This window comes from Kitasatospora sp. NPDC086009 (assembly GCF_044540385.1).
Classification (GTDB): Bacteria; Actinomycetota; Actinomycetes; order Streptomycetales; family Streptomycetaceae; genus Kitasatospora.
The window spans coordinates 113,626-133,935 of record NZ_JBITSA010000009.1 but is presented as its reverse complement, the minus strand read 5'-3'; the positions used below and the strand labels follow the sequence as shown (position 1 = coordinate 133,935).

The 20,310-nt window shown below is 74.7% G+C and carries 18 protein-coding genes and 1 pseudogene; 8 read left to right on the top strand and 11 right to left on the bottom strand.

Going from position 1 to position 20,310, the window contains the following annotated elements:
* Positions 1 to 87 precede the first annotated feature (87 nt).
* The 7 genes from ACIF6L_RS22245 to ACIF6L_RS22215 form a co-directional block, all read right to left on the bottom strand.
* Complete coding sequence (locus tag ACIF6L_RS22245) at positions 88 to 726, bottom strand: ATP/GTP-binding protein (protein ID WP_380392916.1); 639 nt, start codon at positions 724 to 726, stop codon at positions 88 to 90.
* Positions 704 to 1,057, bottom strand: a complete 354-nt coding sequence (locus ACIF6L_RS22240) for a DUF742 domain-containing protein (RefSeq protein WP_329489994.1) — start codon at positions 1,055 to 1,057, stop codon at positions 704 to 706. The genes ACIF6L_RS22245 and ACIF6L_RS22240 overlap by 23 nt, the downstream gene beginning before the upstream one ends.
* Entirely contained in the window at positions 1,054 to 1,482 is a 429-nt protein-coding gene (locus ACIF6L_RS22235) for a roadblock/LC7 domain-containing protein (RefSeq protein WP_396489958.1), read from the bottom strand. The genes ACIF6L_RS22240 and ACIF6L_RS22235 overlap by 4 nt, the downstream gene beginning before the upstream one ends.
* Entirely contained in the window at positions 1,479 to 3,461 is a 1,983-nt protein-coding gene (locus ACIF6L_RS22230; RefSeq protein ID WP_396489956.1) for an ATP-binding protein, read from the bottom strand. The genes ACIF6L_RS22235 and ACIF6L_RS22230 overlap by 4 nt, the downstream gene beginning before the upstream one ends.
* 69 nt (positions 3,462 to 3,530) lie before the next feature.
* On the bottom strand, positions 3,531 to 4,556 hold the full coding sequence (locus tag ACIF6L_RS22225; protein ID WP_396489954.1) for an MBL fold metallo-hydrolase: 1,026 nt from the start codon (positions 4,554 to 4,556) through the stop codon (positions 3,531 to 3,533).
* A gap of 197 nt (positions 4,557 to 4,753) precedes the next feature.
* Positions 4,754 to 5,500, bottom strand: a complete 747-nt coding sequence (locus tag ACIF6L_RS22220; protein ID WP_396489952.1) for a hypothetical protein — start codon at positions 5,498 to 5,500, stop codon at positions 4,754 to 4,756.
* Positions 5,501 to 5,667: 167 nt separating this feature from the next.
* Positions 5,668 to 6,591 (bottom strand): GNAT family N-acetyltransferase, encoded by a 924-nt coding sequence (locus ACIF6L_RS22215; RefSeq protein ID WP_329489989.1) that lies wholly within the window; start codon positions 6,589 to 6,591, stop codon positions 5,668 to 5,670.
* Between the two features lie 256 nt (positions 6,592 to 6,847).
* Here ACIF6L_RS22215 and ACIF6L_RS22210 point away from each other — a divergent pair.
* From ACIF6L_RS22210 to ACIF6L_RS22200, 3 genes and pseudogenes are all read left to right on the top strand, one after another.
* A pseudogene (locus ACIF6L_RS22210) lies at positions 6,848 to 8,238 on the top strand (DUF692 domain-containing protein).
* Between the two features lie 36 nt (positions 8,239 to 8,274).
* Positions 8,275 to 9,330: a TIGR04222 domain-containing membrane protein gene (locus tag ACIF6L_RS22205; protein WP_396489950.1), complete on the top strand. Its 1,056-nt coding sequence runs from the start codon at positions 8,275 to 8,277 to the stop codon at positions 9,328 to 9,330.
* A gap of 86 nt (positions 9,331 to 9,416) precedes the next feature.
* Complete coding sequence (locus tag ACIF6L_RS22200) at positions 9,417 to 10,199, top strand: TIGR04222 domain-containing membrane protein (protein ID WP_329489987.1); 783 nt, start codon at positions 9,417 to 9,419, stop codon at positions 10,197 to 10,199.
* A gap of 66 nt (positions 10,200 to 10,265) precedes the next feature.
* Here ACIF6L_RS22200 and hemQ read toward each other — a convergent pair whose 3' ends face one another.
* From hemQ to ACIF6L_RS22185, 3 genes are read right to left on the bottom strand one after another with little or no spacing between them, the layout of a single operon-like run.
* On the bottom strand, positions 10,266 to 10,991 hold the full coding sequence (gene hemQ / locus ACIF6L_RS22195) for a hydrogen peroxide-dependent heme synthase (protein WP_329489986.1): 726 nt from the start codon (positions 10,989 to 10,991) through the stop codon (positions 10,266 to 10,268).
* A complete protein-coding gene (gene hemG / locus ACIF6L_RS22190) occupies positions 10,988 to 12,421 on the bottom strand; it encodes a protoporphyrinogen oxidase (RefSeq protein ID WP_396489947.1) in 1,434 nt (477 codons plus the stop codon). Before hemG ends, hemQ begins: the two co-directional genes overlap by 4 nt.
* Positions 12,422 to 12,455: 34 nt before the next feature.
* Positions 12,456 to 13,043 (bottom strand): Uma2 family endonuclease, encoded by a 588-nt coding sequence (locus ACIF6L_RS22185; protein ID WP_396489945.1) that lies wholly within the window; start codon positions 13,041 to 13,043, stop codon positions 12,456 to 12,458.
* A 202-nt stretch (positions 13,044 to 13,245) separates the two neighbouring features.
* On the opposite strand from ACIF6L_RS22185, the gene ACIF6L_RS22180 reads away from it, so the two are divergent.
* Complete coding sequence (locus tag ACIF6L_RS22180) at positions 13,246 to 14,271, top strand: DUF4349 domain-containing protein (RefSeq protein WP_396489943.1); 1,026 nt, start codon at positions 13,246 to 13,248, stop codon at positions 14,269 to 14,271.
* Between the two features lie 49 nt (positions 14,272 to 14,320).
* On the opposite strand, the gene hemE is transcribed toward ACIF6L_RS22180, so the two are convergent.
* A complete protein-coding gene (gene hemE / locus ACIF6L_RS22175; protein WP_380392239.1) occupies positions 14,321 to 15,436 on the bottom strand; it encodes a uroporphyrinogen decarboxylase in 1,116 nt (371 codons plus the stop codon).
* A gap of 145 nt (positions 15,437 to 15,581) precedes the next feature.
* On the opposite strand from hemE, the gene ACIF6L_RS22170 reads away from it, so the two are divergent.
* The 4 genes from ACIF6L_RS22170 to ACIF6L_RS22155 all read left to right on the top strand — a co-directional run bounded on the left by ACIF6L_RS22170 (position 15,582) and on the right by ACIF6L_RS22155 (position 20,309).
* Positions 15,582 to 16,244 (top strand): DUF3000 domain-containing protein, encoded by a 663-nt coding sequence (locus tag ACIF6L_RS22170; RefSeq protein ID WP_396489940.1) that lies wholly within the window; start codon positions 15,582 to 15,584, stop codon positions 16,242 to 16,244.
* Between the two features lie 333 nt (positions 16,245 to 16,577).
* Positions 16,578 to 17,303 carry a response regulator transcription factor gene (locus tag ACIF6L_RS22165; RefSeq protein ID WP_329489982.1) on the top strand — a complete coding sequence of 242 codons (726 nt, stop codon included), beginning with the start codon at positions 16,578 to 16,580 and terminating at the stop codon, positions 17,301 to 17,303.
* A gap of 235 nt (positions 17,304 to 17,538) precedes the next feature.
* Positions 17,539 to 18,786 (top strand): ribonuclease D, encoded by a 1,248-nt coding sequence (locus tag ACIF6L_RS22160; protein ID WP_352288091.1) that lies wholly within the window; start codon positions 17,539 to 17,541, stop codon positions 18,784 to 18,786.
* Between the two features lie 305 nt (positions 18,787 to 19,091).
* Entirely contained in the window at positions 19,092 to 20,309 is a 1,218-nt protein-coding gene (locus ACIF6L_RS22155) for an acetyl-CoA C-acyltransferase (protein WP_329489980.1), read from the top strand.
* Position 20,310: the final 1 nt, after the last annotated feature.

Below are 20,310 nucleotides of genomic sequence, written 5' to 3'. Positions count from 1 at the left end.
CCGGGCCGGCGGCCGTGGGGGCCTCGTCGGTGGGGGCCTCGTCGGTGGCGGTCGCTTCGTCGGTGGCGGTCGCTTCGTCGGTGCTGGTCACGGCTGCTCCGGGGCGGCGTCGGGTGTGGCGGGCAGACCGTGCAGCACGTGCTCGGTCAGCGCGATCAGTGCGTCGAGGCTGGAACCGCGCTCACGGGCGTCGCAGAGCACCAGCGGGGTGGCGGCGTGCAGGTCCAGGTGGGCCCGGAGCACCTCGATCGGGTGCGCGGGCGCGCCCGGGAAGCAGTTGACGGCGACCGCGTAGGGCAGCCCCTGCTCCTCGACCATGTCCATGATCTCGAAGGAGTCGGCAAGCCGGCGGGTGTCGGCCAGCACCAGGGCACCGAGGGCGCCGCGGGCGATGTCCTGCCAGAGCGGGAAGAACCGGCGCTGCCCGGGGGTGCCGAACATGTAGAGCACCACCTGGCCGGGCAGCGTCAGGCGACCGAAGTCGACCGCCACCGTGGTGGTGGTCTTGCCCGGCAGACCCTCCGCATCGTCGACGGGGGCACCGGTCTCGGTCATCGCCTCCTCGGTGTGCAGCGTGGGGATCTCCGACAGGGTGCGGATCAGCGTGGTCTTCCCGACGCCGAACGGACCGGCGACCACCAGCTTCATCAGCGTCTGGTCCCGGTCGGGCAGGTAGCCCACCCGGTCGGTCCGGCCGGTCGGGCTACCGGAGCGTGCGGAGTCCAACGAGGAGCCTCTCGACGATGGAGCGGTCGGTCTGCTGTGCGCGGGGGATCGGGGCACGGGCCTGTAAGCAGCCCGCCTCGACCAGGTCGGCCGCGAGGAAGACGGTGGCGCTGACCGGCAGGCGCAGGTGGGCGGCGGCCTCCACCACGGTCAGTGCGCCCGGCCGCAGCAGCTCCCAGAGCCGCCGGTGTTCGTCCTCCACGTCCTGCGGCGGCTCCGCACCGGCCGCGTACAGGACGGTGAGCCGTTCGAAGCCCGCGGTGCCGGGCCTGGTCCGGCCGCCGGTGGCCAGGTAGGCGGGGACCATCCGCCTGCGGGGTACGGCGGTCATGACCGGGCGGTGGTGTCCTGCTGCCGGGCCGGGCTCGCCAGCGCGCGGCCCAGGGCGGCGACCTGCACCTGCATCTGGTAGGCCACGTTGCCAAGTTGGGCGTCCGGCGTGGTGAACACCGCCAGTGAGGTGTTCTCCCCGGCCGGGACGACGATGGCGAAGCCCAGCTCGGACTCCACCACCGTCTGCGCCAGCCGGGGCTGCTCGACGTCGGTGAAGGCGGTGGTGAACGCGCGGGCGGCGGCGTGCACGGTGGCGGTCATCGCGGCGACCCGCTCCGCCGAGGCCCGGCCGAGGCCGGCCGAGGCGCCCTCGACGAGGCCGTCACCGGTCGCGATCACCGCGTGCAGGACGCCCGGCAGCTCCAGCAGCGGGGTCAGCACCCATGAGATCTCATCGGTGGCGGTAGGGCTGGGCGTGCTCACTGCTCGGCTCCTTCGGAGGTCTGGGCGGGGTGGCGGCCGGTCCGGTCCGAGCGGTCGGCGGAGCCGGTGTGGTCGGCGGCCTCCGCTCCGCTGGCCTCGGCGCGGGTGGTGCTCGTGGTGGCGGCGCTCGTGGAGGTGTCGCTCGTGGTGGCGGCGCTCGTGGAGGTGTCCCCCTTGGTGGCGGTACCCGTCGTGCCGGTACCCCCCGGGTCGGTGGCGGCTCCGGTGGCGGTCGGGGCCGGGGCCCCGCCGGGCGAGGTGCCCGCGGCGGCCGCCTCCGCGACGGCGGCGCGGCCGGAGCCCGTGCCCTGCTGCAGGGCTTCCCAGCAGGCGGCCGCCCGCTCGGGCGTCCGGGCGGACCGGCCGGTGGCCGCGGACCGCGCCGCGCCGTCCGCGGCACCCTCCGGCGCGGCCGCCCCGCCGGAGGGCCGGGCCGCCTCCGGCACCTGCGGGCCGAGCGGTCGGCGCCGGCGCCGGCTCGGCAGACCGCTGTCGTCGGCGGTCACCCCCCGTACCGGCGGTACGACGTGCATGGCCGGCGCCGGGTGCCGGGTCGGCGTGTCGTGCCCGTCCGGCATGTCGTGCCACTCCGGCACGTCCTGCCCGGTGGGATCATCGGTTCCCGCACGCGGGGTCGGCACCGCCTGGACGGTGGGCGCGGGAGCCGGGCCGGCGCCCGCCCGCAGCGGCAGCGGGGTGAGCACCGAGAGCGGCTGCTCCTCGTCCACGACCGTCAGCAGGGCAGCCGGGATCCGCACGATGGTCCGCATGCCGCCGTACGGCGAGGGCTCGATGTGACAGGAGAACCCGTACTGCCGGGCGAGCTTGCCGACCACCGCGAAGCCGGTCTTCGGCGGGTTGCCGAGCTCCGTCAGCAGCACGTCCGAGGGACCGGCCAGCAGCCGGCGGGCCCGGCGCAGCTGGTCCTCCTCCATCCCGATGCCGCTGTCGTCGATGATCACCAGGGCGCCGCGGCCGCCCTGCTGGACGGTCACCGGCACATCGGTCTCCGGGTGCGAGTACGACGCGGCGTTGGCGAGCAGCTCGGCGATCGTGATGGCGAGCGGCTCGGCGGCCCGGGCGACCACCGCGAGCCGGTTCTCGCGCAGGTGGTTGGCCACCTTGATCCGGGCGTAGCCGGGCACCCGGGAGAGCGCCCCGACCACCACCTCGGCCAGGGGCGAGTCGGTCCGGGCCAGACCGGGCCAGGCCTCGCAGAGCACCGCGATGGTCTGGATCCGGCGCAGCGCGACCTCGTTGCGGAAGTCGACCTCCAGCAGCCGCGGGTCGTCGTTGTCGTGCTGGAGCTGCTGGACCAGGCTCTGGATCTGGTACAGCAGAGTCTGGATCTTGGAGGTGGCACCGCGCATCGCGGCCCGGGCGGCGGCGTCGACCCGCTCGCGCTCACCGGTGACGGCCGCGACCGAGGCGTCCAGCACGGCCTGGAGGGCGCGCACCGCCTCCGGACCGGCGGCCCGCGCGTCCAGCGGCCCGGTGTCCGGCGCGTTGGGGTGGCTGAGCCGCAGCGCGGCGGCCGCCACCCGCTCCTCGGCCAGGTGGCCGACCTCGGCCAGCAGGGCGGCCGACCGCCCCTGGGCGGCCGCGAGCTGCCGGCCGGCCTCCGCGGTCCGGTCCTCGGCCGCCCGGGCGTGCAGCTCCGCCTCGGCCGCACGGTGGTCGGCGGCCGCGGTGCGCTGCTCGGCCTCCCGGACCCGGCCCTCGGCGGCGAGCGCCCTGGTCTCGACCCGGCGGGCCTCCTCGTCCGCCCGCCGGGCGGCCGTCTGGGCCTCGCGCAGTTGCCGCTCGACCCGGGCCAGCCGGCCCTCGGCGGTGCGGGTGCGCTCCTCGCTGTGGACGGTGGCCGCCTCGGCGGCGGTGGCCCGGGCGAGTGCCCGGGCGCGTCCGCGGGCCAGGACGGCGGCCGCCGCGAGCGCGGCGACCGTGGCCACCGCGAGGGCCAGCAGCGCGATCTGGGTCATCGAAGTCCTCGGAAGTCCTCGCTCGAAGGGGTGGGGAGGTGCCGGTGGCGGAGCCTCGGCGACAGGTGGTCAGGCCGGCGAGGAGGGGAACCGCCGGGGGCGGGAGGACGGCACCCGGCCCGCGTCCTGGGCCAGCTCCCGCGCCACCAGGGCGACCTGGCCCATCGCCTCCAGGACGTTCGGCACCGCGCTGCCGTCCAGGTGCCGGTACTCGGCCGCGACGGTGAGCACCAGCCGCTCGGGCAGGCCGAGTTCGGGGTGGCGCTGCTCGGCGATGATCCGTCGGGCCGCGTCCAGGGCCGGTATCCCGGCGCGGTGCAGCGCGTGGGCGCGGCCACGCACGTACCCGAGGTAGCCGATGTGCTCCTCCACGCCGGACCGGTCGAGCACCGGACCGTGGCCGGGGACGAAGAGTTCGGCGCCGGTGGCCAGCGCCTGCTCGCAGGCGCCGATGATGTTCTCCAGCGGTCCGGCCCAGTGCGAGGGGTGGTCTCCGGGCTGCTCGGGCGTCGAGCCGAAGATCACGTCACCGGTGAACACCACCCGCTGGTGCGGCAGGTGGACCAGCAGGTCGCCGCCGGTGTGCGCGGCCGGCAGCCCGGTGATCCGCACGGGGTACTCCCCCACCCGCAGCTCCAGTTCACCGGTGAAGACGGTGTGCGGGTGGACGGGATCGGTCTGCGACCAGTCGAACGGGCCGAAGTGCTCCCGGAGGTAGCCGCCGAGCGGCGAGGCCGGGTCGCTGCCCGCGACCAGCGCGTGCTGCTGCTTCGGCGTCGGCTCCCAGTGGATGTGCTCCAGCGCCTCCCGGGTGGCGATCACCTCGGCGTCGGGCACCACCCCGGCGCCCCAGAGGTGGTCGCCGTTGGCGTGGGTGACGATCACCCGGTCGATGTCCACCCCGTCGGCCAGCCGCTGCCGGCTCTGCGCGAGGAACTCCGCGGCGAGGGAGGGATCGTAGGGCGTGTCGATCCAGAGCGCCGTCCGCGGTGAGGTGAGCAGCCCGCAGTTGGCCAGGCCCCAGCCGCGCTTCGGCGGAAGCCACACATACAGGTCCTCGGCAATCGCGCTCACGTTCGCGCGGCTGATCGTCATGGGCGCGATTATGCCGATGATGTGATGACAGTGAAGCAAAACACCGGCGATTCAAGCCACTTCCCGCCCCAGACCCTCCCGACCTGTCCCGTTTCGCACCCGTGCGGTCTGGACCACTTCGTCTCAAGGGGCAGGACGGGAAGGCCGCCCCGAGCTGCCGGAAAGGCCGGCGGCGCCGCAGCCGGGGCGCCGTCCGCTCACACCAACGGCAGCAACCGGCAGACCTCGACGGTCACATCGACGGTGTCCAGACCGATCACCCGGCCCTCGACCGCGACGAATCCTTTCTCCCCCGCGCGGAAGATCGCCGCCAGCGGCGACTTCCGGGTGGCGGCCGCCAGCGCCTCCACGGCCATCGCCGAGCCGAAGGCGAAGACCCCGCAGAGCACGACGCAGGGCGCCTGCCGCGACGTCCGGGTCACGAAGACGAAACCGTGGTCCCGGATCAACTCGTCGGCCGCGTTGTACTGCGCCTCGAAGGTCATTCCGCCCCAGCGGGCCCGGGCCGCGTCCGGGTACTCGATGCAGAAGTCCGGGAATCCCGCGCCGAGCACGGTCGCCGAGTACGGATTGACGCTCGGTCCGCCGATCGAGAAGGTCGGCATCCTCGGGTCCTGCGCCCCGGCGGTGACCAGTTCTATCGTCGCCTTCCGGTTGATCTTCCTCAGCAGATCGGTGAGTTGGGCTATCGCCCGGGCCTCGGCCATCGGCATGAAGAGGACGTTCTTCGGCCCCCGGCTGATCAGCGGGCGGCCGTCCTTCGCGAACGCGAACGCCGCCGCCTCGATGCTGGGGGTGACGATCTGGACCCGGCCGTACGGGGCGAGCAGCACCCGGAGGAAGCCGTACCGCAGGAACAGTCTGGTCCGGGCGAGGGAGCGGGCCGCGAGAAAGCCGATCACGGCCGGAACGAACCCGACCAGGACCTGAAGCAGGATCTCCATAGCATCCCCCACCGAGGAAGACTCGGGCACGAACTGTCTGCCGTGAGGTGATGCCCGCACAGAACGCCGGGGACTCCCGACACGGCGGTCCACCCGGCGCAGCGCCGGGGAAGTGCGCCGGATTCACTCTTTCGAGTGACCGAAATCGGCCGCTCCCTCCCGGCCCGTCACCCCTCCGACCGCTTGGTGAACTTCCGCTCGCTCGCGCACCGCTCGTACCCGAGCCACGCGTTGATCGCGAGCATCGGCGCGTTGGTGGCGTCGTTGCTGGTGTAGGCCCACCGGTAGCCGGCCGCCCGGGCCCGGTGCAGCGACTCGGTCTTGGCCAGCTTGCTCAGCCCCCGGCCCCGGAAGGCCCGCCGACAGGCGGTGAACGCCGACCAGTAGCGTTCCGCGCCGTCCGTCTGCACCGCGCTGAACGCGGCCGGCTCGCCGTCGACCACCGCCACCACGGTCAGCTCGCGGTCGAGGTCCGGGCGGGCCCAGTCCCCCGTCAGGAACGCCTCGTAGTCGGCGGCGTCCATCGCGATCTCGCCCGGCTCGTCCAGGGCCGCGTCCGCCTCGATCACGAAGATCGGGTACGGGTCGTCCGCCCAGTCGGTGGCCGGGCGCAGCTCGACCCCGGGCGGCAGTGCCGGGACGGCGGGCAGCGGCCGGGCGAGGTCCCGGCCGGCGAAGTGGGCCAGCCGCCCCTCGGTGAAGCCGCGGGCGACGGCGAAGGCGCGTGACGCCGGCTCCTCGTCCACCCAGCTGTGCAGCTCGACCACGCCGTGCCCGGCCAGGTGTCGCTCGGCCGCCGCCAGCAGGGCGGTGAAGACCCCGCGGCGCCGGAAGGCCGGCAGCACACTGCCGTTGGCGTACCCGATGCCCCGGGTGGTGGTGCCGACGACCACACCGCACCGGACCGAGCCGACCACCTCGCCGTCCAGCTCGGCGACGAAGGTGCGGAAGTGCTCCCCCGTGGCCCGGCGGGCGTTCAGCCAGGTGAAGACCTCGGGGGTGAGGAGCAGGTGCTCGCGGCCCGCCCGGTGGGCGGCCGCGGCGGCCTCGGCGTCGGCGGGGCGGAAGTCACGCACGGTCAGCGTCGTCATGGGCGGGTACCGTAACCGCCCCGCCGACCGGTTCGCCTCCGAATTTCCGCCCCGTCCGGGGGCCGGTGACAGGGACGGGACCAAAGTCCCTCATCACCGGGTCGACAAGCTCAAATAATGCTCTGAGAAGACCGGATGGGGCTTGGCAGCCGCCCCCACCGGGGACATCCTCAGCAGCACGGCCCGGCCCGACCCTGGCGACGATGCCCGCGTCGGCCGACGGCTTCCCACCCAGCCCTCCGAAGGGGGCGAACCCATGACCTCTCCTGCCGTCCGGCGCAGGACGCCCGCCGCTCCGACCGGGGCCACCGAACGACCGGCGGGTACGGCCGGTCCCGCACCCACCGCGCTCGGCGTCGGCCTGGGCTGGCGCGGCGAGATCGACACCGTCGTGGAGCGCCAGCCCGGCCTGGACTGGGTCGAGGTGGTCGCGGAGAACGTCTGCGCCGACCACCTCCCCGAGTCGCTGCGGATCCTGCGGGCCCGCGGCGTCACGGTGGTCCCGCACGGCGTCTCGCTCGGCCTCGGCGGCGCCGACCGGCCCGACCCGGCACGGCTCGACCGGCTCGCGGAGGCGGCCGGCGCGCTCGGCTCCCCGCTGGTGACCGAGCACCTGGCGTTCGTCCGGGCCGGTGGCCTGGAGGCCGGGCACCTGCTGCCGGTGCCCCGTTCGCGCGACGCCCTCAGGGTGATCGCCGAGAACGTCCGGATCGCGCAGGACCGGCTCCCGGTGCCGCTGGCCCTGGAGAACATCGCCGCCCAGCTGGCCTGGCCGGACGACGAACTGACCGAGGGACAGTTCCTCGCCGAGCTGGTCGAGCGCACCGGTGTCCGGCTCCTGATCGATGTCGCCAACCTGCACACCAACCGGGTCAACCTCGGTCTGGACCCGGCCGCGGAACTGGACCGCCTGCCGCTGGAGGCGCTGGCCTACGTCCACGTCGCCGGTGGCACCATGATCGACGGCGTCTGGCACGACACCCACGCCCACCCCGTCACCGAACCGGTGCTGGAGGTGCTGGCCGAGCTCTGCGACCGGGTCGCACCGCCCGGCGTCCTGCTGGAGCGGGACGCCAACTTCCCGCCGCCCGCCGAGCTGGCGGCCGAACTGGACGCCATCCGCCGCGTGCTGGACGGGGGACGGGCCGGATGACCGGCCCGACCGGCGAGGCCCACGGCCTCACCGCCGCCCGCGCCGCGCTGGCCCGGCGCCAGGAGGAACTGCTGGCCGCCCTGGTGGCCGGCGGGCCCGTCCCGCCCGGCTTCGACCCGGCCCAGGTCCGCGCCCAGTCGGCCGGTCTGGCCGCCAAGCGCCGGGACACCACCGCCAAGGTGGCCCCGGAGCTGCCCCGCCTGCTCGGCCGGCGGTACGGGCCGCTGTTCCTCGCCTACGCGCGGACGCACCCGCAGACCGGCGGCTACCGCGCCGACGCCCGCGCCTTCGCCGCGTGGGCGCTCACCGACGAGCCGGGCACCCGCCCGGACGCCGGGCGGCCCGGCACCGAGCCCGGCCCCGCGCTCGACCCAACGCTCGACCCCGAGCAGCGGCAGGCCCTGGAGCGGTGGCTCCACGGCCCCGCGCCCGAGCGCCCGCAGGGGCCGCTCGCCCGCCTGCGCCGGGCCCTGCGGCCCGGCCCGCGGCACTGAACCAGAACCACCCACACCATTCCGGGGGAACCGCCCATGTGGCACAACACCTTCTTCGTCGTACCGGCGCTGCTGCTGGTCGCGGCCGCGTCGTACGCCTCGTACACCAAGGGCCGGGTCCGGCGGGTACCGCAGGTCAAGGGCCTGCCCGGCCGCGGACTGCCGCTGCTGGACACCGCGTTCCTCTCCGGCGGCCCCGGCCGGGTCTTCGACACCGCCCTGGTCCGGATGCACCAGGCCGGCCGCGTCGTCGTCAACCGGGCCGGCCTGGTCACGCTGACCACCCGGAAGGCCTACGACGCCGTCGACGAGGCGATCATCGAGGCGGTCGGGCCGACCGGGCAGCGGGAGCTCGCCCCGCTGCGGCGCGCGGTGATGCGCGCCCTCGCCGTCCAGCAGCTCGGCGACGGGCTCGCCAACCGCGGGCTGCTGCGCAACCCCGCCCTGATGCACCGGGCCAAGGTGGCCCGTCGGCTGCTCTGGCTCGCCCTGCTGAGCGTGGTGGTGACCACCGTGGTCGCCCACGCGGTCGACCTCGGGGAGGCGGACCGCCCCGTCCTCTGGCTCCCGTCCGTGCTGGTGGTCCTCGGTCTGGTGTCGCTGCTGGTGACCTGGCCGTTCAAGGGGCGGATCACCCCGGCCGGCCGCCGTCAGCTCGCCCTGATGTCCGTCGGCAAGCCGTGGAAGCCCAGTGCCGGCCTGGCACCGCGGGCGGCCGGCGGCGTCCTGCTCGGCGCGGTCGCGCTCAGCGGGCTGGCCGCCTCCGGGCTGGACGACGCGGAGCTCCAGGAGGCGATGCTCGCCGCGGCGGCGGCCGACCTGGCGACCGCCAAGGCCGCGGCGACGGGCGGTTCCTCGTCCTCCACCTACACCTCGTGCTCCTCCGGCTCCTCCGGCACTTCCTGCGGCGGCGTCACCTGGTGCGGCAGCGGCTCCGATTCGGGCTCGGGCTCGTCCGGGTCGAGCTGCGGCGGCAGCAGCTGCGGCTCCTCCTCGTCGAGCTGTGGCTCCTCCTCGTCGAGCTGCGGCGGCGGCTCCAGCAGCTGCGGATCCTCCTCCAGCTGCGGCGGCGGGAGCAGCTGCGGATCCTGAGGCCCACCGTCCTCCCGAGTCACAGTTCGATATCGCGCACCGGAAAGGCGTTCCGCCCGGAGCGGGGGCAGGTCTACAACGGGCCCATGTGGTTGCTCTTCCTGATCCCGGCCTGCGTCAGCGCGGTGCTCTCCTGCATCCGGCTGGTCCGGATGACCGCCACCGCCGACGCGCTCGCCGGGCAGGAGGGGCCCCGGCCGCCCGAGGCGGTCGGCATCGGCCTGTACGAGACGGCCTACCTGGCGGGCGGCCCGGACCGGGTGGTCGAACTGGCCCTGGTCCTGATGGCCTCCCGGGGCCGGCTGCACCTCGCCCACACCGGCTGGACCACCGTCGTCGACCCCAGGGGCCGCAGCCGCCTGGAGCGGGCGGTGGTCGCCGCCGTCGGGCCCGGGGGCCAGTGCCGGACGGACGACCTGCGCCGGGTGATGTCCGTCCACCCGACCGTGCTGGAGATCGGCGGCCGCCTCGCACTGGCCGGTCTGGCCACCCCGGCGCCGGTGCAGCGGCAGACCGTCCTGGTGATCCGCCAGGTCCGGCAGGCGATGCTGCTCACGCTGGTGCTGCTGGCGGCCGCGCTGGCGGTCGGCGGCTTCTCCGGCGGCGACGCGCTGGCACCGCTGGCCTGGTTCTCCCTGCCGCTGGTGCTGACCGCGGGCACGCTGCTGATGGCCCGGGTCGACGTCTACCCCTACACCCGCTGGGCCTCCCCGGTCGGCCAGGAGGTGCTGCGCGAGGTCCGGCCGCCCCGCCAGCACGGCCTCACCGACGACGACGAGCGCGAGCTGCTCACCGCCGTCGCGATGATCGGCTCCGTCGCGCTGCCGGACGCCCGCCTCCGCGCGGCCCTGCGCCCGCACCGGAGCTGACCCGCCGACGGCCGAGGGGCCGGCCGCTCCCCTCGACGGGAACGGCCGGCCCCTCGGGCGGAGGCGTCAGACCAGGCCGTTGAGCAGCTCGCTGACCGGCTTGCGGCGACCCGTGTAGAAGGGGACCTCCTCGCGGACGTGCAGCCGGGCCCGGGACGGGCGCAGGTCGCGCATCAGGTCGACGATCCGGTGCAGCTCGTCCGCCTCGAAGGCGAGCAGCCACTCGTAGTCGCCGAGCGCGAACGAGGCGACCGTGTTGGCCCGCACGTCCGGGTAGCCGCGCGCCATCTGGCCGTGCTCGGCGAGCATCGCGCGCCGCTCGGCGTCCGGCAGCAGGTACCACTCGTAGGAGCGGACGAAGGGGTAGACGCAGACGTAGTCGCGCGCGCGCTCGTCGGCCAGGAAGGCCGGGATGTGCGACTTGTTGAACTCGGCCGGGCGGTGCAGCGCCATGTTGGACCAGACCGGCTCCAGCACCCGGCCGAGGCCGGTGCGGCGGAAGCGGTTGTACGCCTCCTGGAGGTCGTCGGAGTCCGCCGCGTGCCACCAGACCAGGATGTCGGCGTCCGCCCGCAGACCGGAGACGTCGTAGGTGCCGCGCACGGTGACGTCCTTCGCGGCGAGCTGCGCGAACAGCTCGTCGACCTCGGCGGCCAGCGCGGTGCGGTCCTCGGGCAGCTCGCCCTTGAGCTTGAACACCGACCACATGGTGTAGCGGATGACCTGGTTCAGGTCGCGCGCCTTCTTCTTCTCGGGCTGCTGCTCCGGCTGCTGCTCAACGGTCTCAGTCATGCGCCCATTGTCCTCTCCGTGACGTTCTCCCCGGTCGCCGGGGTCAACAGTTCGTCGAGCGCGGCGACGGCCGCCCGCGCGCTCGCGACGCAGGCCGGGATGCCCACGCCGTCGTAGGCCGCGCCGCAGACGGCCAGCCCGCCCACCCGGCCGACCGCGGCCCGGATCCGGGCCACCCGGTCGAGGTGGCCGACGGGGTACTGCGGCAGGCCGGCCCGCCAGCGGGTCACCGCGGTGTCGTACGGGCGGGCGGTCAGACCGATCGCCTCGCCCAGGTCGGCCAGCGACCGCGCCACCAGCTCCTCGTCCGACAGCTCCAGCGGCTGCTCCTCGCGCAGCCGGCCGAGCGAGGTGCGCAGCACGAAGCTGTCGGGGGCCGAACGCGCCAGCCAGCCCCACTTGTTGGAGGAGAAGGTGGACGCCTTGATCCGGCGGCCGTCCACCGGCGGCACCAGGAAACCGCTGCCGGCCGGCGGCGTGGGCAGCTCGGCCCGCCGGAACGCCAGGGTGACCAGTGCCATCCCCGCGTACTCGACCGCGTCCAGCTCGACGGCCGCCCCCGGCGCGTCCGCGCGCAGCAGCCGGGCGGCGGCGGGCGCGGGCACCGCGAGCACCACGGCGTCCGCCTCCAGCGCCCCGCCCCCGGCGGTCACCACCCGCCAGCCCCCCGGGGTCCGGTGCAGCCCCTCCACCGCGGTACGGGTACGAAGCTCGACACCGGCCCGGGCGCAGGCCTCGGCGACCGCCTCGGGCAGCGTGCCGAGTCCGCCGCGCAGGCCCTGGAAGACCGGGGTGCCGACGGTGCGCGGCCGGTTGGCGAGCTCGTGCACGCCCTCCACCAGCGAGCCCCCGCCGCGCGCGATCTCCAGCAGCTGGGGCACGGCCGCGCGCAGCGAGATCTCGTCGGCGTGCCCGGCGTAGACGCCGCCGAGCAGCGGTTCGACCAGCCGGTCGACCACCTCGCGCCCGAGCCGGTCCGCGACGTACCGCCCGATCGCGACATCGTCCCCGATCTCGGTGGCGCCCTCGTGCCGGGCCCGCTCCAGGCCATCGGCGCTGAGCACCCCGGAGGCGGCGAGCGCCACCAGGTCACCGGGGACGCCCATCACCTGGCCGCCGGGCAGCGGCCGCAGCGCGCCCCTGGTCCAGATCGCGGCCTTGGCGGTGGTGGGCGGCTCCAGCTCGCCGCCCAGCCCGACCGCCCGCGCCAGCTCGACCGCCTCCGGCCGCCGCGCCAGCATCGACTCGGCCCCGAGGTCCACCCGGACCCCGCCGACCTCTCCCCCGTACAGCTTCCCGCCGAGCCTGTCGGACGCCTCCAGCAGCGTCACCCGCGCCCGCGCGGCCCCGCCGGCCGCCCCGCTGAGAAAAGCGGCCGCGGCCAGCCCCGCGATACCGCCACCGATCACGACGACCTGTGCTTGCGACATGCCCCGCAGTCTCGCAGGTCCTTACATCAATGCCTCAATCCGCCCGCTTCCGGACAGGCACGAGACCGTCGAGGTCGAGATCGACGGCGAACGGCACCGGCCGCCGCAACCGCCCCCGGAAGATCCCGGCCGGCGCGTAGGAGGAGGCAATGGCTTCGAGCTCGAAGACGTGCACCACCGGCAGGCCGCTCTCCTCCTCGACCACCCAGTAGTGGGGGATCCCGGCCTCGGCGTACTTGCGGACCTTGACCACGCGGTCCCGACGGGCCGACTCCGGCGAGACGACCTCGACGACGAGCGACACCTGCTCCGGGGCGAACCAGGTGCGGTCAGGGTCGAACTCCGCGCTGACGGCCGGCAGATCCGGTTCCGGACGGTTGCGTCGGTCCAGCTTGACCGTCATCTCGCGCTCCACCATGACCCCGTCCGGCACGAACGCCTCCAGCGCTCCGGTCAGGACGGTGACGACCCGGCTGTGCCAGGAGCGCTGCGGCCGCGTCCTCAAGACCAGTGCTCCGTCGATCAGCTCGGTGTGGCGCGGCGCCCAGGACAGGTGGTCGAGGTCCTCGGCGAACCACCCCTCCGCGCGGGGCGCGTCCGTCCGGTCCGGCAGCTCACCCATGGGGCCACGCTAGCGGCGGAGGCGGCCTGCGGCCCTCCGCTGACCCGGACGAGCGACGGCGGGCCGGGGCCTTGACCGGCGTGCGGCCTAGTCGTGATCGAGCTGCGACCTCCGGGGCGGGTCCGATCGGGGGCGGCGGCCGTCGAATGGTCCGGGCGCCGGAGGACGCGGTGCCGCAACCGTGGACTGGGAGGGGTCGGTCGTGGGACGAGGACAGCGCGGAGCGGGGGCACTGGCGGCGGTGGCCGTGGTGGCGGTGCTGGCCGGTGGGTGCGGCGCGGACGGTGGCGGGGCGAGGGAGCGGTCGGCCGCGGCCCCGGCGGGCGATGCGGCGGCCCCGGGCCTGGCCGCGTCGGCGGCGCCGAAGGCCGCGCCCGCTCCGGGCGCCGCCGCCGGGGCGTCGGACGCGGTGCCGGTGGTGGACACCCGGCAGATCGCGTACAGCGCGCAGCTGTCGGTACGGGTGGCCGAGGCGGACGCCGCGCTGGCGCGGGCGCGCGAGCTGGCGCTGGCCGCCGGCGGGTACGTGGCGAGCGAGACGGTGACCGGCAGCGGCGGGCAGCCCGCCGACGGCGTGGCCGGACCGCAGAGCGGTCAGCTGACGCTGAAGGTGCCGTCGGCGGCGTTCCAGCAGACCCTGGACCAGCTGGCCGGGCTGGGCGAGGTGCTGTCCCGCCGCAGCCAGGCGGACGACCTGACCCAGCAGGTCGCCGATGTCGGCAGCCGGGTGCAGACCCAGCAGGCGAGCGTCGACCGGGTCCGGGCACTGATGGCGCAGGCGAAGACGCTGGCCGAGATCACCAGCCTGGAGGGCGAGTTGAGCCGCCGCGAGGCGGATCTGGAGTCGTTGCAGAAGCAGCTGAAGGAGCTGTCGGCGAAGACGTCGCTCTCCACGGTCACGCTGGACGTGCGGCAGAGGACGGAGACCGGGGCACCGGACGGGGAGGCCGCCCCGGCGAAGAAGGACGGCTTCTGGCACTCGGTCGGCGCGGGCCTCGGCGGCGGCTGGGACGTCCTGGTCGCGATCGTGCGCGCACTGGCGGTCGCGGTCGCGGCGGCGGCGCCGTTCCTGCTGGTGCTCGTGCCGGTGGTGGCGGTGCTCCGGCTGGTCCGGCGGCGCCGGACGCCCGCGCTGCCGCCGAAGCCCACCGAGCCGCCGCGGCGCGGGGAGAGCGGGGAGAGTGGGGAGGCGGCGAACGAGGAGGAGGCGCAGCGGCGGGAGGCCTGAGCGCGACGGTGGCGGGCCCCCGACACCAGGGGACCCGCCACGCCGTCGGTCAGCGCGCGCTGGCCTCGTGCACGAAGGCGACCAGCCGGCTGAGCGCGTCCGGGTCCATGCTGGGCAGCACGCCGTGGCCGAGGTTGAAGATGTGGCCACTGGTACCGAGCGCCTGGGCGGCGTGCAGCACCTCGCGGGCCTTGGTCTCGACCGCCTTGGTGGGCGCGAAGAGGACGGCCGGGTCCAGGTTGCCCTGGAGCCCCTTGCCGGGGCCGACCCGCTCGGCGGCGACGTTCAGCGGCACCCGCCAGTCCACGCCGACGATGTCCGCGCCGGCCTGGCCCATCAGACCGAGCAGCTCACCGGTGCCGACGCCGAAGTGGATCCGCGGCACGCCGTACCCGGCGACCGCGTCGAAGACCTTGGTGCTGGACGGCATCACCGAGCGGCGGTAGTCGTCGGGGGCGAGCGCGCCCACCCAGGAGTCGAAGAGCTGCACGGCGGAGGCGCCGGCCTCGATCTGCACCTTCAGGAAGGCGGAGGTGATGTCGGCCAGCCGGTCGAGCAGGGCGGCCCACAGCTCGGGCTGCCCGTACATCATGGCCTTGGTGTTCTCGTGGTTCTTGGACGGCCCGCCCTCGATCAGGTAGCTGGCGAGGGTGTAGGGCGCGCCGGCGAAGCCGATCAGCGGGGTACCGCCGAGCTCGTCGACGAGCAGGCCGACCGCCTCGGTGATGTAGGGGACGTCGTCCGGCTCCAGCGGGCGCAGCCGCTTGAGGTCCTCGGCGGTGCGGATCGGGTCGGCGATCACCGGGCCGATGCCGGGCTTGATGTCGACGTCGATGCCGACGGCCTTGAGCGGCACCACGATGTCGCTGAAGAAGATCGCCGCGTCGACCTTGTGCCGGCGGACCGGCTGCAGGGTGATCTCCTTGACCAGCTCGGGCCGCATGCAGGAGTCCAGCATCGGGATACCCTCGCGGACCTTCAGGTACTCGGGCAGCGAGCGGCCGGCCTGGCGCATGAACCACACCGGGGTGTGGGGCACCGGCTCGTGCCGGCAGGCCCGCAGGAACGCGGAGTCGTGCGCGGCGCCGCGTCGCACGGAGGGCTGCTGCCCGGTGGGGGTGCCTGCCTGAGTGACTGCCGTGGTGTCTGCCGTTGTCTCGCTCACGGTTCAAATCTTCGCACGCGCCCCGGACCCGGCTCCCCGCCCGGTCTCGTCGGTTCCTCCAAGATCTGGTCGGTTTGCCGTCCCGGCACGCCGCGCGGGCAGAAGTTGCGGCGATTACCCCGGCCTTCGACCTAGTCTTCGGGGCATGGCAGCGGTCGGCGGGCACCCCGCACAGGGTGGCGGAACAGGTGGCGGAACGGGTCGGGAGGCGGCGCCGAGCGAGTTCCGGGCCGCGGTCGAGGCTCTGACGGCGGCGCGGCTGCGCCCCGAGCTCGAACTCTCCCCCGCCCCGGCGCCGCGCCGGCTCGCCCCCCACGCGTTCGCCCTGACCGCCTCGGTGGAGGTGGACGGCGACGAGCTGGCCGACGGCCGGCTGGTGCTGCTGTACGACCCGGCCGGGCAGGAGGCCTGGAACGGGGACTTCCGCGTGGTGACCATGACCCGGGCCGAGCTGGAGCCGGAGATGGCCGGCGATCCGATGCTCTCCGAGGTCGGCTGGGCCTGGCTGATGGACGCGTTGCAGGCGCACGGCGCCGGGTACGCGGAGCCGTCCGGGACGGTGACCAGGTGCGCCTCGCAGTACTTCGGCGCCCTGGCGGACCGCGAGTCGTCCACCGAGATCGAGATCCGGGCCTCCTGGACGCCGGCCGACGGCCGCTTCGAGCGGCACCTGGCCGCCTGGGGGGACCTGCTCTGCATCAGCGCCGGTCTGCCCCCGGTCGCGCCCGCGCCGCAGTCGGCCGTCGACGTGCCGTCACTCGGTGGGGTGGTCCCGATGCCCGCCCGCCGGCGCCCGCGCTCGCACTGACGGGTGGTCCGCGGCCGCCGGCGGCGGTACCGGACCCAGCGCCACCCCCAGGGCTGACGGAGTGTGGCTTCGGACCCGCTCTGCGGCGATTTGTCCGGCCTGACGTGATGCCTGACGTGACCGATTCATGCCGACTCTGATCTATTTTGTACGAATTCCAGGCATGTCGCATCAGTCACCTGCGCGATTTGTCCGTATTGTTACTCACTAGATCGTGATCTTTCGCTAAAGCCGGGCACGGTAGCTGCCGAAGCAGACTGTGACCCTTTCCAAACGCGGAACACTCCGACCGCCCCATCGGGGTTCCGTCCGCCACTCCCCGCAGGAGGCCTGGTGTCGGTCCTTCTTGAGCACCCCGCAAACGTGGTCGCCTACCGGCCGACCAAGCCCACCGCCATGGTGGTCATCGCTGACCCCCGTGTCCGAAACACCGTCACCCGCCACCTCTGGGCGCTCGGCGTCCGAGACGTGATCGAGGTGTCCTCGATCGCCGAGGCCCGCCCCCGGGTCTCCACCCCACGCGACATCTGCGTCGCCGACGTCCACCTCCCGGACGGCTCCGGGCTGACCATCCTGGCCGAGACCCGCGCCGCGGGCTGGCCCAACGGCCTCGCGCTCTCCGCCGCCGACGACATCGGCGCGGTCCGCAGTGCGCTGGCCGGCGGCGTCAAGGGCTACGTGGTCACCGGTACCCGCACCAACGTGGCCATGCCGGGTCGCCCCGGCCTGCCGCTCGGCGCGGGTGGTCTGGCCGGCCGGATGCGCCGCCCCGGCATGCCGGGGATGCCCGGTGCCGCCGGTGCGCCGGGCGCCCCCGGAGCTCCCGGTGCGCCGGGCGCGCCGGGTACCCAGCAGTCCGCCTACCGCGAGCTCTCCGGCCGTGAGGTCGAGGTGCTGCGGCTGGTCGCCGAGGGCCAGTCCAACAAGGCCATCGGCGTCGCGATGGGCCTGTCCGCGCTCACCGTGAAGAGCCACCTGGCCCGGATCGCCCGCAAGCTGGGCACCGGTGACCGGGCCGGGATGGTCGCCGTCGCGCTGCGCACCGGCATCATCCACTGAGCGATCGGTGGGCCGCTGCGGCGGTCCTGGAGGAACGTTTCCTCCAGGACCGCCGCAGCGGCGTCCGGACGGCCCCGCGGCGGCGTCACCGCGGCCCCCGCGGCCGCTCCGGACCGCCCCCGGTCCCGGACCACGGGAGCGGGGACGGCGCAGGCCGCCCGGTGGCATAGTCACGGACCCGGTCTGACCAGTCCGACAACACTCCTGGCCCCGAGGTCCGTCGTACCCTTGGTGAGTGACCGACGCCGTAGCAGCCACCCAAGAAGAAGCAGCCCCGGTCCCGCTCCTCGAACCGAAGGAGGGGATCCCGCCAGTCGTGGCGGACGAGGAGGCGCTGGCCGCCACCGTCGCCGCCTTCGCAGCGGGCACCGGACCGGTCGCCGTGGACGCCGAGCGAGCCTCCGGCTACCGCTACGGCCAACGGGCGTACCTCATCCAGCTGCGCCGCGCGGGCGCCGGCACCGCGCTGATCGACCCGATCGCCTGCCCCGACCTCAGCGGGCTCGGCGCCGCCCTCGCGGACACCGAATGGGTGGTGCACGCCGCCACCCAGGACCTGCCCTGCCTGGCCGAGGTCGGGATGCGGCCGCAGCGGCTCTTCGACACCGAGCTGGCCGGACGGATCGCCGGCTTCGCCCGGGTCGGCCTCGGACCGATGACCGAGAGCGTGCTCGGGCTGAGCCTGGCCAAGGAGCACTCCGCCGTCGACTGGTCCACCCGCCCGCTGCCCGAGCCGTGGCTGCGCTACGCCGCTCTGGACGTCGAGGTGCTGGTCGAGCTGCGGGACGCACTCGAACAGGAGCTGGACGCCCAGGGCAAGCTCGGCTGGGCGCTGGAGGAGTTCGCGGCGATCGCCGCCGCACCCCGCCCGGCCCCGCGCACCGACCCCTGGCGCCGCACCTCGCAGCTGCACAAGGTCCGCCGGCGCCGCCAGCTCGCCGTGGTGCGCGAGCTCTGGCTGACCCGGGACCGGCTGGCGCAGGAGCGCGACGTCTCGCCCGGCCGGGTGCTCTCGGACGCGGCGATCGTCAACGCCGCGCTGGCCATGCCGCTGAACATCGCCGCCCTGCAGGCCGTCCAGGGCTTCGGGCCGCGGGTCCACCGCCGCCAGCTGGAGCAGTGGCTGGCCGCCGTCCAGCGGGGCCGGGAGGTCCCGGAGAACCAGCTGCCGCCGGCCGCCGCCCCGCACGACGGCCCGCCGCCGCCGCGCGCCTGGGCCGAGAAGGACCCGGTCGCGGCCGCCCGGCTGTCCGGGGCCCGGGCCGCGGTGAGCGAGCTGGCCGAGGCGCGCAACCTGCCGGCCGAGAACCTGATCACGCCGGACCTCGTCCGCCGGGTCTCCTGGGAGCCGCCGGCCGACCCGAGCGCGGTCGGCGTGGCCGCCGCGCTGCGCCGGCTGGGCGCCCGGCAGTGGCAGGTCGACCTGGTGGCACCGGTCGTGGCCGCGGCCTTCGTCAAGGCCGCGGAGGTCGAGCCGGAGTAGCCCGCGGGCCGGACCGGAGACCGTGACAGCGGCGGAACGCTGCCGCGGCGGAGGGGATGCCGTCGTGCGACGGCATCCCCTCCGTCGTGTCCGGGCGGCCGCCCGCGCGCCCCGGCGCCACCGCTCCCGGGCTCCGCCGGGAGGACGTGTCGGGGGACACACGGGGTGAACCGGCCGTCGGGCCTGGGCAGGTTGGTTACCGGCGGGTAGCATGACGGTGAAGCAGCGCCGCTCACGTGCCCCCGTGCGACGGACGGCGGCAGCCTGCCCACCTCAACCTGTTGGTCCCTGGGAGGAGAGCCCCCGTGCCTCGTACCGCGAGGGACGTCGTCTTCGTCGATGGCGTCCGCACCCCGTTCGGCAAGGCCGGCCCGAAGGGCATCTACCACGAGACGCGCGCCGACGACCTCGTCGTCAAGTGCATCCGGGAGCTCGTGCGCCGTAACCCGAACCTGCCCGTCGAGCGGATCGACGAGGTCGCCATCGCGGCCACCACGCAGATCGGCGACCAGGGTCTGACCATCGGCCGCACCGCGGCCCTGCTGTCCGGCCTGCCGAAGTCCGTTCCCGGTTACGCCATCGACCGCATGTGTGCGGGCGCGCTGACCGCCGTGACCACGACCGCCGGCGGCATCGCCTTCGGCGCGTACGACGTGGTCGTGGCCGGCGGCGTCGAGCACATGGGCCGTCACCCGATGGGCGAGGGCGTCGACCCGAACCCGCGCTTCGTGTCCGAGAAGCTCGTCGACGAGTCCGCCCTGTTCATGGGGATGACCGCGGAGAACCTGCACGACCGGTTCCCGCACATCACCAAGGAGCGCTGCGACGCCTACGCCGTGCGCTCGCAGGAGAAGGCCGCCAAGGCGTACGCCAACGGCGACATCCAGCCCGACCTGGTGCCGATCTCGGTCCGCAACTCCAACCCCGAGGTCGGCGAGACCGGCTGGGGCCTGTCGACCACGGACGAGCCGATGCGCCCGGGCACGACGATGGAGTCGCTGGCGGGTCTGAAGACCCCGTTCCGCCCGCACGGCAACATCACCGCGGGCAACTCGGCCGGTCTGAACGACGGCGCCACCGCGTCGCTGCTGGCCGCCGAGGACGTCGCCGAGGAGCTCGGCCTGCCGGTCAAGATGCGCCTGGTCTCGTTCGCCTTCGCGGGCGTCGAGCCCGAGGTGATGGGCATCGGCCCGGTGCCGGCCACCGAGAAGGCGCTGGCCAAGGCCGGTCTGACCATCGACGACATCCAGGCCTTCGAGGTCAACGAGGCCTTCGCCGTCCAGGTGCTGGCCTTCCTGGACCACTACGGCATCGCGGACGACGACGAGCGGGTCAACCCGTTCGGCGGTGCGATCGCCTTCGGCCACCCGCTGGCCTCCTCGGGCGTGCGCCTGATGAACCAGCTGGCCCGCCGCTTCGAGCAGCGCCCGGACGTCCGTTACGGCCTCACCACGATGTGCATCGGCTTCGGCATGGGCGGCACCATCATCTGGGAGAACCCGCACTTCGAGGGTGGTAAGTGAC